18 protein-coding genes and 4 pseudogenes are annotated in these 14,238 nt (G+C 60.7%); 19 read left to right on the top strand and 3 right to left on the bottom strand.

Translation table 11 applies throughout. The features are described 5' to 3' along the window. Positions 1–27 precede the first annotated feature (27 nt). The 8 genes and pseudogenes from Q1M04_RS06625 to Q1M04_RS06590 all read left to right on the top strand — a co-directional run. Positions 28–258, top strand: a pseudogene (locus tag Q1M04_RS06625) (hypothetical protein); the annotation flags it as partial. Next, a pseudogene (locus Q1M04_RS06620) lies at positions 258–1,427 on the top strand (SpaA isopeptide-forming pilin-related protein); the annotation flags it as partial. The pseudogenes Q1M04_RS06625 and Q1M04_RS06620, both read left to right, overlap by 1 nt. Positions 1,428–1,578: 151 nt before the next feature. After that, on the top strand, positions 1,579–1,920 hold the full coding sequence (locus Q1M04_RS06615; RefSeq protein ID WP_297999427.1) for a DUF3852 domain-containing protein: 342 nt from the start codon (positions 1,579–1,581) through the stop codon (positions 1,918–1,920). A gap of 11 nt (positions 1,921–1,931) precedes the next feature. Further along, positions 1,932–2,462 carry a hypothetical protein gene (locus Q1M04_RS06610; RefSeq protein WP_297999429.1) on the top strand — a complete coding sequence of 177 codons (531 nt, stop codon included), beginning with the start codon at positions 1,932–1,934 and terminating at the stop codon, positions 2,460–2,462. A 12-nt stretch (positions 2,463–2,474) separates the two neighbouring features. Then, complete coding sequence (locus Q1M04_RS06605) at positions 2,475–3,233, top strand: hypothetical protein (protein ID WP_297999432.1); 759 nt, start codon at positions 2,475–2,477, stop codon at positions 3,231–3,233. A 9-nt stretch (positions 3,234–3,242) separates the two neighbouring features. Then, entirely contained in the window at positions 3,243–3,614 is a 372-nt protein-coding gene (locus tag Q1M04_RS06600) for a hypothetical protein (protein WP_297999433.1), read from the top strand. Between the two features lie 96 nt (positions 3,615–3,710). After that, positions 3,711–4,619 (top strand): conjugal transfer protein TrbL family protein, encoded by a 909-nt coding sequence (locus tag Q1M04_RS06595; protein ID WP_297999458.1) that lies wholly within the window; start codon positions 3,711–3,713, stop codon positions 4,617–4,619. A gap of 14 nt (positions 4,620–4,633) precedes the next feature. Continuing rightward, positions 4,634–6,608: pseudogene (locus tag Q1M04_RS06590) on the top strand (DNA cytosine methyltransferase). On the opposite strand, the gene Q1M04_RS06585 reads toward Q1M04_RS06590, so the two are convergent. Then, a complete protein-coding gene (locus tag Q1M04_RS06585; RefSeq protein WP_297999436.1) occupies positions 6,544–7,122 on the bottom strand; it encodes a DNA-3-methyladenine glycosylase I in 579 nt (192 codons plus the stop codon). The pseudogene Q1M04_RS06590 and the gene Q1M04_RS06585 sit on opposite strands and share 65 nt — an antisense overlap. 143 nt (positions 7,123–7,265) lie before the next feature. Here Q1M04_RS06585 and Q1M04_RS06580 point away from each other — a divergent pair, with 143 nt between their 5' ends. From Q1M04_RS06580 to Q1M04_RS06550, 7 genes are all read left to right on the top strand, one after another. Beyond that, positions 7,266–8,624 carry a glycosyl hydrolase family 18 protein gene (locus tag Q1M04_RS06580; protein WP_297999439.1) on the top strand — a complete coding sequence of 453 codons (1,359 nt, stop codon included), beginning with the start codon at positions 7,266–7,268 and terminating at the stop codon, positions 8,622–8,624. A 317-nt stretch (positions 8,625–8,941) separates the two neighbouring features. Then, positions 8,942–9,271, top strand: coding sequence for a hypothetical protein (locus Q1M04_RS06575; protein WP_204792230.1), 330 nt, complete (start codon positions 8,942–8,944; stop codon positions 9,269–9,271). Next, entirely contained in the window at positions 9,265–9,567 is a 303-nt protein-coding gene (locus tag Q1M04_RS06570; RefSeq protein WP_204792231.1) for a hypothetical protein, read from the top strand. Before Q1M04_RS06575 ends, Q1M04_RS06570 begins: the two co-directional genes overlap by 7 nt. 73 nt (positions 9,568–9,640) lie before the next feature. Continuing rightward, the gene (locus Q1M04_RS06565; RefSeq protein WP_297999443.1) at positions 9,641–9,901 is read left to right on the top strand and encodes a hypothetical protein; all 261 of its coding nucleotides are present in this window, start codon (positions 9,641–9,643) and stop codon (positions 9,899–9,901) included. 2 nt (positions 9,902–9,903) lie between these two features. Further along, a complete protein-coding gene (locus Q1M04_RS06560; protein WP_297999445.1) occupies positions 9,904–10,488 on the top strand; it encodes a hypothetical protein in 585 nt (194 codons plus the stop codon). After that, a complete protein-coding gene (locus Q1M04_RS06555) occupies positions 10,481–10,837 on the top strand; it encodes a hypothetical protein (RefSeq protein WP_297999447.1) in 357 nt (118 codons plus the stop codon). Before Q1M04_RS06560 ends, Q1M04_RS06555 begins: the two co-directional genes overlap by 8 nt. Before the next feature lie 120 nt (positions 10,838–10,957). After that, on the top strand, positions 10,958–11,146 hold the full coding sequence (locus Q1M04_RS06550; RefSeq protein ID WP_204791984.1) for a hypothetical protein: 189 nt from the start codon (positions 10,958–10,960) through the stop codon (positions 11,144–11,146). A gap of 432 nt (positions 11,147–11,578) precedes the next feature. Here Q1M04_RS06550 and Q1M04_RS06545 read toward each other — a convergent pair whose 3' ends face one another. Continuing rightward, positions 11,579–12,433: a zeta toxin family protein gene (locus tag Q1M04_RS06545; protein WP_297999451.1), complete on the bottom strand. Its 855-nt coding sequence runs from the start codon at positions 12,431–12,433 to the stop codon at positions 11,579–11,581. Continuing rightward, positions 12,426–12,680, bottom strand: a complete 255-nt coding sequence (locus Q1M04_RS06540; protein WP_204791981.1) for a hypothetical protein — start codon at positions 12,678–12,680, stop codon at positions 12,426–12,428. Before Q1M04_RS06540 ends, Q1M04_RS06545 begins: the two co-directional genes overlap by 8 nt. Before the next feature lie 165 nt (positions 12,681–12,845). Between Q1M04_RS06540 and Q1M04_RS06535 the strand changes: the two genes are divergently transcribed. The 4 genes and pseudogenes from Q1M04_RS06535 to Q1M04_RS06520 form a co-directional block, all read left to right on the top strand. Beyond that, positions 12,846–13,328 carry a hypothetical protein gene (locus tag Q1M04_RS06535; protein WP_297999454.1) on the top strand — a complete coding sequence of 161 codons (483 nt, stop codon included), beginning with the start codon at positions 12,846–12,848 and terminating at the stop codon, positions 13,326–13,328. An 11-nt stretch (positions 13,329–13,339) separates the two neighbouring features. Then, a complete protein-coding gene (locus Q1M04_RS06530; RefSeq protein WP_297999456.1) occupies positions 13,340–13,747 on the top strand; it encodes a hypothetical protein in 408 nt (135 codons plus the stop codon). A 1-nt stretch (position 13,748) separates the two neighbouring features. Then, positions 13,749–14,072 carry a hypothetical protein gene (locus Q1M04_RS06525; RefSeq protein WP_300446942.1) on the top strand — a complete coding sequence of 108 codons (324 nt, stop codon included), beginning with the start codon at positions 13,749–13,751 and terminating at the stop codon, positions 14,070–14,072. After that, positions 13,981–14,238 (top strand): annotated as a pseudogene (locus Q1M04_RS06520) (sel1 repeat family protein); the annotation flags it as partial. The gene Q1M04_RS06525 and the pseudogene Q1M04_RS06520, both read left to right, overlap by 92 nt.

The raw sequence follows: 14,238 nt of genomic DNA, 5'->3' as shown, positions 1-14,238 counted from the left end.
CTATGAACTATGAGAGGAGTAGATACCATGCCCACCTATTATTCAATTGACGAAACCCTCGCCCGCCGGGCCAAGGAAATGAACAGTTTCTGGAACTATGAGCCCGGCAGCGCCACCGCGTCCTATCGCCAGGAGGTAGACAAGGCCGCCGCCATTGCCGAGGCCCAGAAGGCCAGAGTGGACCCCATGTACCACGAAAAGATTGACCGTCTTCTAGATACCTACGCCCGTAAGCTGGCGGAAAATCTTAATCATGGCTGCCCGGCTGTACCTTCCAGCTTCGCTTCCTGGGCGGCACTTCGGGCACCGGCGGCACGGTCATCGGCCAGAAGGTAACCGGGAAAAATGGCACCTGCATCTGGACAGGCTTGACTGCGGGAACGTACATCTGCGAGGAAATCGATCCCGCGGACGGGTACACCATTATCAACTCTTCCGAAACCGTATACTTGGCAGACAGCGGTGAGCAGAGCGTTGTCACGGTCCGCTTTGACAACGCGCCGGACGGGAATCTCTTGATCCGCAAGGTCTGCTCTGTCAATCCCAGCATCACCCTCCAGGACGCCGAGTTCAAAGTCACCTATGCGGACGGAACGCTCATCGGTGATTCCAACGGCATCTATCGGAGCGATGAAAACGGCGAAGTGCGGATCTCCGGGCTGAAACCTGGAAAGAGCGTGGTCGTGACGGAGGTGCGTGCGCCGGATGGATTCATCATCGACTCGCAGTCGCAGACCATCCAGATCAAGGAAGGCCGCACGGTCACTTTGACCTTCAAAAACCAGCCCAAGGGAAAGCTGATTATCCAGAAGCGGGACAGCATCAGCGGCCAGCCCCTCCCCGGTGCCCAATTCCGTTTGACCACGGCGGCAGGCTGTGAGGTTGGCCTGGACGGCGTGATCGGCTCCGCCACCCTTACCCAAAACGGCATTTTCACCACGGACAGCAACGGCGAAATCCGGGTATCCAATCTCGCTCCCGGGGCGCTGATTTTGACTGAGGTAAAAGCGCCGGCTGGTTATGTCATGGACGCGCCCAGCACCAATGTGGTGATTGGGCCCAACGGCGACACCCAAACGGTCATCGTGACCAATACTCCCAAGGGCGGACTCGTGGTCGAAAAATACGACAAGATCACGAAGGAGCCCCTGGCCGGGGCGCGGTTCAAAATTGTCTACTCCAATGGCGAACTGCTGCCGGACAACGAGGGCCTCACCAGCTCCAACGGCCTCTACACCACGGACCAGAACGGCCAGATCGTGATTTCCAAGGTCATGCCTGGGACGCTGGTGGTGACAGAGGATAAAGCTCCGGACTTTTACCAGAAGGACCCCGCACCGCAGACGGTGGTAGTCAATGCCGGGGATACGCAGACCCTCCGCTTCTATGACGATCCCCTCTGCACCCTCACCATCCTGAAGCGGGATCATGGCCACCGACCGCTGGGTCACCACGGTATACAAGCCCGTGAAGCCCTCCAAGCCCCTGCCCCGCACCGGATACTGAGCAATCGCGGAAAGGGCCGTCCATCCAGGACGGCCCTTCTCTTGCTATTTGATTTTTAAGGAGGAACCTCATATGAAACCCAAGAAACTGATCCGACTTCTGCTGACCGCCGCAATGGTGTGCGCCGTCTGCTGCACCACTGCCCTCGCCGCCGGAGGCAGCGGCGACGTCTCCGGCGCCATCCAGCAGACTTGGACCGCCGCTTCCGGGCAGGTCAAGACCGTGGTGGATACCGTCGTTTTCCCGGCCCTGGACATGATCCTTGCCATCGCCTTCTTTATCAAGGTGGGCAGCGCCTACTTCGATTACCGCCAGCGGGGCCAGTTCGAGTGGACCCCGCCCGTCATCCTCCTGGTCTGCCTCATCTTCTGTCTCACCGCCCCCTCTTATATTTGGGGCATTATCGGGATGTGAGGTGGCTTCAAGTGGAACACAACAAAACAGACCGATTCGTTTCACCGCTCTGGGTAACCATATGGGAGAATGGCATTGAGGGAGGCCCTGAATGCCTCTATGAATACGCGGCAGAGTACGAGCCCTGTATCCGCCGCGCCCTGCGGGAGTTTCTTTTCCAAAATTTCCAGAACGACGATCTTATGCCGCGCCTCTCCCTGCCGGATGAACCCGAAATGGAGGCGGCGCTCCGCGCCAAGGTCCATACCGCCCGCCTGAGTACCTGCACCAGTGAGGACCGACTGTATGCCGCCGTAGAACTGGAGCTTTCCTCCAGCCTGACGCCTGAAGAGCAAACCTCATTTGAGGAAGCGCTGGAAAGACAGTACAACGGCGTCTTTGGCGAGGAGGTTGAACTCCTGAAAATCTTTACGGAACAGGGAGTGGAACTCTGCGCCAGGCTCTGTCACGACGGCCTGGAATTTTTCTATCAGGAGGAGGCGGAATTCCGGCAGGCCGGGCCGGAGGCCCCCTCCCAGCAGACCGGGCAAATCATGTCATAGGAGGAACCCGAAATGCCGGTATTAACAGAAGAACAGGCCAAATCGAATCCCATCCTCAAGCTGGCGGCGGAGCTCCGGCAGCGTACCTATGGGATGTGCGACGTTGGAATCGGTCCCTGGGGCTACGGCGTCAGCACGCTCCCGCTGACAAAGGTGGGTACTGTCGTCTGTATGGACCCCGATCCCTATGGGGAGACGCCCTTGCCCCCGGAGGTCAAGGAATATACCGTGACCCTCCGCCCCATGCGCGTCGAGCAAAACGGCGTTCGGGGAGACAATGCCATCCGTGAAGAAGAGCTCCAGCGGCTTTGCGCGGACCCGGACGTCATGACCCGGCTGGTGGCGAACGCCCTGCGGGAGATGTCCGCTGTCCCTGTCACCGTTTCAAAGCAAGAGGATATCGACGCCTTTGACGCTCTCTACGAGGCGGATCAGCGTCATACGGAACGGCTTACCGGGGATGAAGCCCGGCGGCTGGAGGAGCTTCGGTGGTATGAGACAAAAACGCCGGAGGAGATTGTGGATTTCCAGCTGAGCGTCGAAAAGCTCTGTATGACCATGGAACGGTTCCGGGAGGCGGCGGAATCCGTCTTCCATCACCCGGTCACGGCGGAAACCCTGGATGACTGCCGGATGGAACTGCTGCAGGAGCGCAGGATCATGCTGGCGGTTTCTGCCTGCAAAGCGCATAAAGACGAGCCTGTGATCATGCCGCAAGAGGACGCCGGCCAGGCAGAATCTCCGCAGTCCTTTGGCCCGGTACTCGGATGAGCAAGAGCTATGGGTAACTATAAGGAAGACCTGCTGGGCGCTCTGCGCCGTCATTCGCTGGAGGCCGTGTGCCTGGGTGGAGGATATTACCTCCGCCTGGGCGGCGCGTTTCTGGCAAAGGCCGCCTTCACGCACAGCGGAGGCTATGCCGACGGGCTGCGGCTGACCGTCATAAACCGATCTTCCGGGCCCGTGGACTCCGTGACAATCCATTTTTGGGAACTCCCGAAAGCTGTGGAAAACGGTTCCCACAGTCACGAAGATGACGCGTTCCTGCGCGTCCAGCGCCCTGTGCCGGACATGGACGCTCTGACGGAAAAAGCGCTGGAATACCTGGGCCTTTTTCAAGAGCCGGACAATTCTCAGGCGGCAAGTATGTAGGAACCACACCAAACAACTGTAAACGGGCAGGCGCATCGCGGCACAGCGGCGCCTGTTTCTTTTTGCCTAAAATTCAATAACCGGGAGGTGAAACACATTTTTATCTGGGATTTTGTAGCGTCCACAGTCATGGATAACCTCATCGACTGGTTCTATAGCCAGGTGGTCGGTTTCCTCGGCAACTTCTTTGCGGAGATGGGGAATATGGGCGTGGAGCTTTTTGACCTGGAATGGGTCCAGGCCATCATCCTGTTTTTCTCCCAGCTGGCCTGGGCCCTGTTCGCCGTCAGCCTGGTGGTCTCGGCCTTCGAGTTCGGCATCGAATACTCCTCCGGCCGGGGAAACCTCCAGCAGACCGCCATCAACGCCCTCAAGGGCTTCATGGCCGCCGGGCTCTTTACTACCGTACCTGTGCGGCTCTACGCACTGTCGGTCTCCTTGCAAGGGACCTTCGCCACAGGGCTCACCGGGTATGGAAACAGCATCGGTACTGTGGGAGAGGCCATCATTGCGGACCTCCAGGGCGTGGACAGCCTAGCGGATATGGCCAGCCAGTCCCTGGGCTTTGGCCTGAGCGTCCTCACCAGCCCCTTTATGCTGCTGTTCTGCATCATCCTCATGGCCTATGCCGTGATCAAGGTGTTTTTCAGCAACCTGAAGCGGGGCGGCATCCTGCTCATCCAGATCGCCGTGGGGAGCCTCTATATGTTCAGCGTCCCCAGGGGCTACATCGACGGATTCGTCCAATGGATCAAGCAGGTGGTCGGCCTGTGCCTGACGGCCTTTTTGCAGTCCACCATTCTGGTGGCGGGGCTCATGGTCTTCAAGGACCACGCCCTGCTGGGCCTGGGGCTGATGCTCTCCGCCGGAGAGGTGCCCCGCATCGCCGGGACCTTCGGCCTGGACACCACCACCCACGCCAATATCATGAGCGCGGTCTATACCGCCCAAACGGCAATCAATACCACACGGAGCATCGCTCACGCGGTGACTCCGAACTCATAACAGGAGGGGAAGCCATGCTGACCATGGGAAGCCTCTTCGATGGGATCGGCGGCTTTCCCCTCGCGGCGGTCAGGGCGGGGATCGAGCCCCTCTGGGCCAGCGAAATCGAAGCCTTCCCCATCGAGGTGACGAAATACCACTTCCCCGACATGGTCCATGTGGGGGATATCACGAAGCTGGACGGAGCCAAGCTTCCTCCTGTAGACGTTGTCTGCGGCGGCTCACCGTGCCAGGATCTCAGTGTCGCAGGGACTAGAACGGGTTTGACCGGCTCCCGCTCCGGCTTATTTATGGAGCAAATCCGAATCATCAAGGAGATGAGAGATGAAGACAAACGTCATGGATGGACAGGTGTCCATGTTCGCCCCCGATTCGCCGTGTGGGAGAATGTGCCGGGAAGCCTCTCCAGCGGACGAGACCCGAAAACGGGGCGGAAAACACCGGGCTCGGACTTCCGGCAGGTCCTCGAGGCGTTCCTCCAGATTGAGGAACCAGAGCTTCATGTTATTAGACCTCCGCGCGGGCGCTGGAAATATGCTGGGGCCATATTGGGAGATCGATCCACAGTGGCTTGGGTGCGGTGGGACGCTCAATACCTCGGAGTGCCCCAAAGACGCCGCCGAATCTTCCTTGTCTGCGATTTTGCAGGAGGAAGTCCCATCCAAATATTATTTGACCAGGAAAGCCTGCCTGGGTATCCTGCGCCGGGCAGGGGAGCGGGGGAAGGATCTGCCGCCGCAATTGGAGCTGGCGCTGAAGGCCCAGGCGGGCTTGATCTCCCTGGAGGAGTTCCGCGCAAGCCCGCCGGCCGGCGGCGTGGTCCGGCGGGAACGCGCTGAGGAAGACTGCCTTACTCCCTGGGATACCCAGCAGGCCAGGATCTTCACGCCGGAGGGCAAAGCGCCCACGCTGGCCAGCGCCGACGGAGGCGGAGGCCGGAATCCCGGCGGGCTGCTGTTCGCGGCGGGCGTGGTCAGCAAAGGCAGCGAAGGCGGTATGCCCGGCCAGGAATACCCCTGCGCGCTGACCGCCGCCTTTTGCGCCGGAGCGGGAGCCGCCGCCGGGACCATCGGCTATCAGGAGGAGGTCGCTCCCACACTGAAGGGGACCGCCAGCGGAAGCATGATGCCCTCCGTCCTCTGCCTCAACGACCAGGGCGGCAGCGTTATGGAGTGCTCTGAAAATGTGACGGGCACTCTGCGGGCTCAGGAGCATGGGCATCAGCCGCTGATTTTTGACAATCACGGCCAGGACACGAGGTTCCGCGGCCCGGTCAGCGCCGCCCAAACCGTGCCCGCCAGCTTTGGCCAGGGCGGCAACAATCAGCCCCTGGTCGTTGGAGTTTATGAAAACCATGGCATCGACGCAAGGTACACAGGGCCGCACAGGGTGTCCCCCACACTAACCAATCGTAATGGCTCAGGAGGGAACAACCTCCCCCTGGTTTCCGTGCCGCCGGAAACTTTCTGCATCCTGGGCAATACCGTGGACTGCGCCCCGGAGAACGGCGGTCATGGCCTTGGCGTTCAGAAAGAGCTGTCGTTTACGCTGACCTCCGAGCACCGGCACGCCGTCTTTACCCGGCAGAGGACAGACCACTTTCAGGAGGGAGATGTCGCATCCACAGAAAGCGCCAGGCAATATAAGGACGCCACCGATCACATTTATCAGGCGGCGAAGCGGGCCGCCTCGGAGGCGTTCGCGCAAACATGCGCCGCAGCGCTGCCGAAGCTCATAAGGAGGCTTACGGCGACAGAATGCGAGCGGCTCCAGGGTTTCCCGGACGGCTGGACGGGCATACCGGGGGCCTCGGACTCCGCCAGGTACCGGGCTTTGGGAAACAGCGTGGCGATACCGTGCGTAGAGTTCATCATGCGGGGAATCGCCATGGCGATGGGCGTGTATCCAATGGTCCTTCCGTGCTTCAGCGAGTTTCCCCTTCCCAATTCTGCCGGGGATAACACCAGCATCCCGTCTCGTGGTCGTTAACTACGCCCACCGCCTGCAAAAATGAGTAGATGATGACGGAGCCCACGAAGTTCATCCCCCGGCGTTTCAAGTCCTTGGAAACCTGGTCGGATAACTCGGTACTGGCCCGGACCTCGTCGTCTGTGTTCAGAATGACCTGCCCGTCCGTGAAGCCCCAGAGGTAGCGGTCGAAAGACCCAAACTCCTTCTGGATGTCCAGGAAAGCCCTCGCGTTCTGGACCGCCGCCTGAATCTTGCGGCGGTTCCGCACGATGCCGGGGTCCTCCATCAGTGCCTCCATCTTCTCCGGGCCGTACTCCGCGACAACCGCGGGATCGAAACCGTCGAAGGCCTGCCGGAACGCCTCCCGCTTTTTCAGGATTGTAATCCAGGACAGGCCCGCCTGGAAGCCCTCCAGGATCAGCATTTCGAAGAGCTTCCGGTCGTCATGCTCCGGCCTCCCCCACTCCTGGTCGTGATAGGCCGTATAGAGTTCAGAGGCCGGATCGGCCCAGCGGCAGCGCTTTCGTTCCATAGGGACACCTCCTGTTCGCCCCCATTATACCCAATCCATATCCAGGACACAAGAAGAAAACGAGATTGCGCCCGGCCTGTTCATCCTTTATAATAGGAGCAAACGAAGGCGAATCTTGTCGGGCTTGGAGCGGAGGCGGCGCTATGGGACGAAATCGAAAATTGGCTTACGCCCTGGGCGGCTTTGTCCTTGGCGTGCTGCTGACCTCTGCGGTTTGGCTGCGCGTCGGCATCCGGCAGGATACCGGCATAGCGGCGGCTCCGGAGGATTCTCGCCCTGGGGCCTCAGCAGCCGTCTTTCCAGACACAGAGCCGGAGGAGCAGACGGCCCCGCCGCTGGAAACCACAGGCGAAGAACCGGACGGCTCCGCCGCGCCGGACCCTCCAACGGATATCTGGGACAGCGCCGCAGTTTACACCGGAGGCGATACCGTCAGCCATCAGGGGCGGCGGTACCGGGCCAGGTGGTGGACCCAGGGTGAGCGGCCTGACAGCAGCGGCGTGTGGGAAGACCTGGGAATCCTGGACGGCGAGCCGGTCCAGCCGGAGGGCGTGAGCAGCGTTCCCATTGACGCCTCCGGGCCCCGCAACGCGGAACGGACCGGCTTTAAAGTGGTAGGCTATTATCCCAGCTGGAAGCCGGACAGGCTGAACTCCGTGGACTTCGGCGTGGTGACCCACGTCTGCTACGCCTTCGCCATGCCTACGGCAGAAGGCGGATTGCGGGATTTGGAAAACCCGGAGACCGCCAAGACCCTGATCCGTTCCGCCCATGAAAACGGAGCGAACGTACTGCTGTCCGTGGGCGGCTGGAGCTACAACGATACCCCGCTGGAAAATGTATTCATGGAGGCCACCGCCGACGATGTCAGGCTCCAGCGGCTTGTAGAAAGCATCCTCGCCATGTGCGAGGCATATGGCTTCGACGGCGTGGACATGGACTGGGAGCACCCCCGCGTGGACGGGACCAGCGCCAGGCAATATGAAGCGCTGATGCTGGCCTTGTCCGAGCGGCTCCACGCCCAGGGCAGGCTGCTGACGGCGGCGGTGCTGAGCGGCGCCACGGCGGACGGAAACGTCTACTATGACGCGGCGGCCCACTCCAACGCCGTGCTGAATGCCCTGGACTTCATCAATGTCATGGCCTATGACGGCGGCGACGGAGAGCGCCACTCCTCCTATCAGTTTGCCGTGGACTGCGGGCGCTACTGGAAGGAAACCCGCGGCCTGCCCGCTCACAAGGTGGTGCTGGGGCTTCCCTTCTATGCCCGGCCCAGCTGGGCGGACTATGGGGCGATCCTGGCCGCCGTGCCGGAGGCTTCCGCCGGGGATCATGTCCTCTATAACGGCATGGAGGTCTATTACAACGGGCCGGACACCATTGCCAAGAAGACGCGGTACGCCAGGGAAGCCTTGGGCGGCGTGATGATCTGGGAGCTGACGCAGGACACGTCCGATAAGGAGAACAGCCTTCTGCGCGCCATTGGAAGTGTCTTGAAATGATGTTAAAGCGTATACAGGAGGGCCACCCGGCAGTGGATGGCCCTCCTGTTGCTTTCGCTTCGTTTTCCATAGATTAATCGTTGGGTATCGTGAATAGCTTTTACATGGCTTTGGGGATATACTTGCTTTACAAAGTTGGAAAGGAGACACTAAAATGCCCAAACATCTACAGGTTAGAATAGAGCCGGGCGACTATAGGCGGCTTCGTATGCTGTGTGCGCTGCGTGGATGCACTCTGCAGGGATTTTTGCTGAAACTGATTTTGGACTGCCTGAAAAGTGCGCCGGAATTCCAGCCAGCTGGGGAGGAGGCAGAACATGGACGCCATTAAAAATCTTTGCGCTCCCATTCCGGCTGAGCTTCATACGCAGCTCCGTCAACGCCAGGAGGCGTCCGGTCAGACCCTGGGCCAGTACATGACTTGGCTCATTACGAAATTTTACGAAGAGGAGGGGAAACCCATTATGAAAGGAAATCAGAGAACGGTCGCGTTCCAGGTATCGGAGGAACTGTTCGAGCGGTTCAAGGACTACCTCAAGAAGAACGGAATCAAGCAGAACGCCTTCTTCCGGGACTGCATCCAGAAGGCGCTGGTGGCGGAAGCTCCGACGGATGCATCTATCGGAGGGGAGGACGGCACATGCTGATGTGGACCAAAGACGAGCGCAGGAACAACCGGCGGGAGATCGTCTCCAGCAGTTATGTGGCCAGCGTCCCCTATCTGGGGCGGGTCAATATCCATCCCCACATCCACTCCCCCGGCGAGTGGTTCCTGACCTGCCAGTCCCTGCGGATCGAAAAACTCCCGCTGGGCAGCGTATCCCCGGAAGAGGCGGAACAGCTTGCGGAGGCGGAGCTGGTCAAGCACCTGGAGGGGCACATCGCCTGGTGCCGGAGCGCCTTGGCGGAACTGCGCGGCGAATCGGACACGGCCGCACCGTAAACCCAGATCAGAATGAGATACACAGAAGGCGGCGCACAGCCGCCTTCATTTTTGGGAGGCGAATAATATTATAATGTATATCTACCCCGACAATCTGAAAGCAAAGGCCAAGCTGTGGCTGTGGGAGCTGCGGGACGTGGCGGTTATCGGCGCGGGGCTCCTGCTCTCCGTCCTGGCCCTGAGCCACGGCGCCGGGATGCTCCTGCTGGTGCTGACCGTCCTCTACGCCTTCCTCTCCATCCGCATGGAGGGCGCCAGCATCCTGGACTTCCTGCGCTGCGCCGTCTGCTTCTTATTCCTGCACCAGCAATACTATGAATGGGAGGAGTCCTGATCTTGAATCGAAAACAGAAAAAGGAGCTGCGGCGGCGTCTGTCCACCCGGCAGCTCATGGGCATCGACCAGCTCACCGAACACGGCCTGAAGACGGCCAAGGGTGAGCTGGTCTTTTTTCTTCTCAGCCCGGATAATCTCTCTGTCCTCTCCCCCGAGGGCGTCCGGGGCCGTGTCCGCGCCCTGACGGACCTCCTCCGGGGTATGGACGAAGCCGAGCTTCTGGCCCTGGACTCCCGCGAGTCCTTCCAGAGCAATAAGGACTACTATCAAGCGCGCCTGGAGAGGGAGGAGGTCCCCGCCATCCGGGAGATGCTCCGAAAGAATATGGCCCATCTGGACGACATCCAGTCCACCACCGCCTCGGCGCGGGAGTTCGCCCTTATCCACCGTGTCGGCCCCAAGTCCAACGAGGACTACGGCGCCTTAAAGCAGATGGAGAAACGCATCCGGGACTGCGGCTTCCATGTCCGCATGGCAAACGAGCAGGACGTGAAGCGGCTGCTGGCCGTCTACTACCAGCAGGACATAACCACGGAGCGCTTTGACAGCTTCGACGGAGAAGGGAGCGTGAACGGCAATGACTAAAAAGCAGAAGAAGAAAAAGAGCCGGGCCGTTCAGCCCGCCGCCTCACGAATCAAGGACTTCCTGGACATGATCGCTCCCACCGCCATGAAGTTCAACACGGATTCCTATGTCCTGGGCGGCTCCTTCCGCTGCGCCATGGCCCTGCGGAGCTATCCCGCCACCACCGAGGAACTGGCCCTCCTCTGCCACCTGGGCGAGAAAAGCGGCGTGGCTCTCCACATCTATATCCGCCAGGCCACCGCCGGAGAGGAGGACGCCATCATCCACAACGCCCAAAACAAAAACCGGATGGACCGGGGGAACACCAGCAATATGCGCCGGAGCATTAACGCCGAGGCCAACCTATGACGGCGCCCTCGTCTACGACAAAAAGAAGAGAAGCATCGTGCGGCTGTTCAGTTCATTCCCTGAGTGCGCCCGCCCCGTGTGCGCTCAGGCTGGCCAGGGGGAGCAGGGGGCGCGGGACATATGAGAAGATGGAACACCCGCGGATACGAAATCTGCGCCCACAGCGTGAAGAAAAGCTCCGCCCCCTGGATAGTCCGCGACAGCTGCGTGAGTCCATACCGGCTGTTCACCGGCAAACGTTTCGAGCTGCAAAACAAAACCGTGTGCGTCCACTGCCAATCCTACCGCAGCGACAGACGGACCCCATGACCGTACCGGCAGAGGGCCGCTCCTATTGTGGAGCGGCCCTCCCGCTGTTCCCGCACTGTCCGCCGCGCCGGCGCCCCACGCTGCCGCCGCAAGCTCTCCGCCGGGGCGATACCCCTCCCCTCACCAGAGCACGCCCTGCGGGGCCTTGTGCCGAACGGACCCGCTCCAGAGCAAGGAGCCCAGGCGCACCGCAAATAGGCCCGGTCGAAAAAGGTGCGGGATAAAAACCGGGGGTCACAAGGACCCCTCGGCCCCTGAACACCGCCCCGCAGAGCGGGTCGGGGACGAGGACGCGGGGGTCTGGTTACGCCCGCTGGGGTCTGGTCGGGGGTCTGGTTTTCCTCGAAGGCCCGCCGTTGGGCGGTTTTCCGTGGTTCCGTTCGGGGATATGGGCGCAAAAAGGGCCTCCCACCGGCGTGGGAGGCCCTCTTGTCAGTCACGCGATAGGAAGCTCGTTTGAGCGGCGGTTTCAATCCGCCGTGCCAGAGCGTCCAGTGACTCCCTCTGACACAGGCCGCTCTCCTGCTCCTTCTGCCGAAGAGCGGCAAGGTCATTCCGAACACCGGACAGTTCTTCCTCTGTCCATGGCCTGCTCCAGAAGCGGCGCAGGACGGCGGAGGGCAGTTCCTGACTGCCGCCGCTGTCGTACAGAAGCGTCAGCTCCCGGTCCCAAATGCTGACGCGGGAGACGCAGGGAAGCGCCCGCAGCGCGTCCAGGTTCTCCGGCAGGACGCTCACGATGTTGTCGTGGGCCTCCAGCGCCGTGGACCTGGGAATTGTCCCGCCCTCGTTCATCTGGTAGAACCGCAGAAGCGTGCTGGCAAGGGAGACCTCCGGCCTGGCGGCGATGACGGCGATCTCAACACGGTAGCCCTTGCCCGTCAGCAGTTCGGCGGTGGACTTCGGGACCTCCACCGTCCGGCCAGTGCCTTCGATCACCAGATTGCGCCCGGCGTCGGAGAGCTGTCCAATCAGGCCCTCCACCACCGCCGAGGAAAACGCGGAGGTCATGGCGACCGAGTCGGAGCCATACGCGGCGTACAACTTTTGGTAGCTGGGATGACAGCGGCGATAATCGTCTCCGTTGATGAACGCGGCGTCTCCACGCATCTGCGACAGCAGCATGGTGGACAGCTCCGTCTTCCCCGCTCCCGGCTGGCCCGCCAGCAGGATAGCGCAGGGATGTTCTTGTTGGTGCGTGCGCCGCAAGGTCAGCCGCAATTCTTTTTTCAGGAGCTCCGACACATCCGCTTCACTGAAGCCGGCAGATACATTCTGTTCAGACATTGCCGCCCGCCTTGATGCCGGACAGGAACTGCCCGGCAAGGTCGAACTGCCCTTCGATGCGGTCCAGGTCTTTCTCCGACGTGGCCAGCAGGATATCCTGCTTCGCCGTCCAGACCAAATCGTACATGAGCTGGACCGGCTGGCTCTGCCCATTCTGCTCCCGCTCATAGTGGTACAGGTTCCCCAAAACGGAAGCCCCCTTTTCCATCAGCACTTCCTGACGGAGTGAAAACTCATATCTGCTCACGCGGCGCACCTCCATACGAGACCGTCAACCATTTCAATTCCAGTATACGCATCATACCACATTCCCTGCGCCCCCGCAACCCATCCAAGCGGTGTGCGGACCTATTTTTGTAAATCTGCCCAATGACAGCCGGTGAACGCCGGAGGGAGAAAGGAGGAATGTATCATGCAGATCAAATACGGCAGGGAGAAGGACTGCGCGGATTTTTCCCACAAGCAAAATCAGACCGCCGACGGACGGGCCATCGTTCAGTTCATAGAGGTCTGGAGCGGGATGATGGAATGCGCCGCAGAGCAAAGCGGGGCCGATGTGTCGGAGACCGCCTGTCTCACCGTGCAGGCCGCCGCAGACGCTGCTGGAATCTCCAGGGACGAGGATGTGCTGGCCGGAGCTGTCAAGCTGCTGGACTGCTGGGCCTATGGCGACCAGCTCCGGGAGTGGATTATGTACCATCCGCCTGAAATCCTGTCGGAACACCCGGACGTCGCGTCGAGCCTCTGGCTCGTCTCTCAGGAGCTGCTCGACGCAGTGCCCAAGCTGGCGGACGCCTATCCGTGCATCCTGGAAACCGCCCCGGACCTCTTGGCAGTCCATCGGATGGCTGCCCAGGCTCAGCCGGAAGCGGCGTGCCCCACAATGACGATATAAGGAGAAGCTATATGCCCAGAGAAAAAATCAAGTTCGCCCTGCGGATGTCCCCGGAGACGCAGCAGCTTGTCAGAGAACTATACCCGCGGGACAACTGCCGGACGCAAAACGAGTTCATCGAAAAGGCCATTCGGTTTTATTCCGGCTACGTCTCCGGCCAGGACGCCTGTGAGTTCCTGCCCGCCGCGCTGACCGATGCCTTGCGGAGTACCGTCCGCGACAGCGAGAACCGGACGTGCCGTCTGCTGTTCAAGCTGGCGGTGGAGCTGGACATGGTGATGAATGTCCTGGCAGCCGGGATGGAGATTCCCCAGGAGGACCTGGACCGCCTCCGGGGCCGCTGCGTCCGGGAGGTCAAGTCCACCAACGGCAGCGTCACCCTCAAAGACGCTGTGGACTACCAGAAAGGCGGTGTGTGAGATGGCCTGGTCCGAAGTCCATGACGACCTGCTGCAAAAAGTAAACCGAGAGATGGAAGACTACCAGACACGGATGCTCTCCCGAACCAGCATTGAAGTTTATAACCAGGCTGAGGAAATCGCCGCTATGGGTTTCTGCCACAATCAGCTGATGGAATATCTCCATGACAGCCGGGCAGTAGATCTGGAGCCGCTTCTGGAGCAGGAGAAACCTCTGGAGTTCCTCGCTCACCATTGCCAAACGAGAGAACTATGTAGACTACATCGCCAAACGTCCTCGGGCAGAACGCTCCGGCGCTCACGGCCTGTTCACCGGGGCGGATGATCCCCTCGTGCTCTCCCAGGTGGCGGAGGCGGTGGCCAGCCACCCCGGCAATGTGTGGCTCCCCATTATCTCACTGCGCCGGGAGGACGCCGCCCGCCTGGGCTACGACAACGCCGCCAACTGGAAAGACCTGCTCACCAGTTACGCGCCGCAGTTTGCGGAGGCC

Source organism: uncultured Oscillibacter sp. (assembly GCF_950073225.1).
Classification (GTDB): Bacteria; Bacillota; Clostridia; order Oscillospirales; family Oscillospiraceae; genus Oscillibacter.
Note: the sequence above shows the minus strand (reverse complement) of the source record. Positions and strands in the feature narration are given on the sequence as shown.